The sequence below is a fragment of the Pseudoalteromonas sp. SG41-5 genome (genome assembly GCF_014164495.1).
GTDB lineage: Bacteria > Pseudomonadota > Gammaproteobacteria > Enterobacterales > Alteromonadaceae > Pseudoalteromonas > Pseudoalteromonas rhizosphaerae.
In genome coordinates, this window is sequence record NZ_JACJFH010000303.1 from 1 (window position 1) to 350 (window position 350).

At 40.3% G+C, this 350-nt stretch carries 1 pseudogene; it reads right to left on the reverse strand.

Annotated elements, in window-relative coordinates:
- Positions 1 to 170: 170 nt before the first annotated feature.
- A pseudogene (locus H5232_RS24830) lies at positions 171 to 350 on the reverse strand (immunity protein YezG family protein); the annotation flags it as partial.

Here is a 350-nt window from a genome sequence, read left to right on the forward strand (position 1 = left end):
GAGAGTACATAACTAACAGCTAAATGGTGTCTGTGGATGTGTTGTGCAGGCACGCAAAAATGTATGGCTAAACACTAATCTTAAACGATTCTAGCGCTCAGCCTTACAACATCCATGTTGTTAAAGAGCGGGTTTATTTTTACTTGAATTCAAGTTATCAATGAGTACATTTACTGCGCTGTGATTACTTCATGAACGGTATTTTCACGCTCAAAATTGAGATTGAATTGACCTTGGCGATTAATGGTAAAAATAGCGCGTGTCCAGTTTTCTGGTTGGTGTTGGGTGGCCTTTTCAAATAGGGTGTTGAATAAATCGACTATCTCGTCCGTCACGGTAATCGGCTGTTC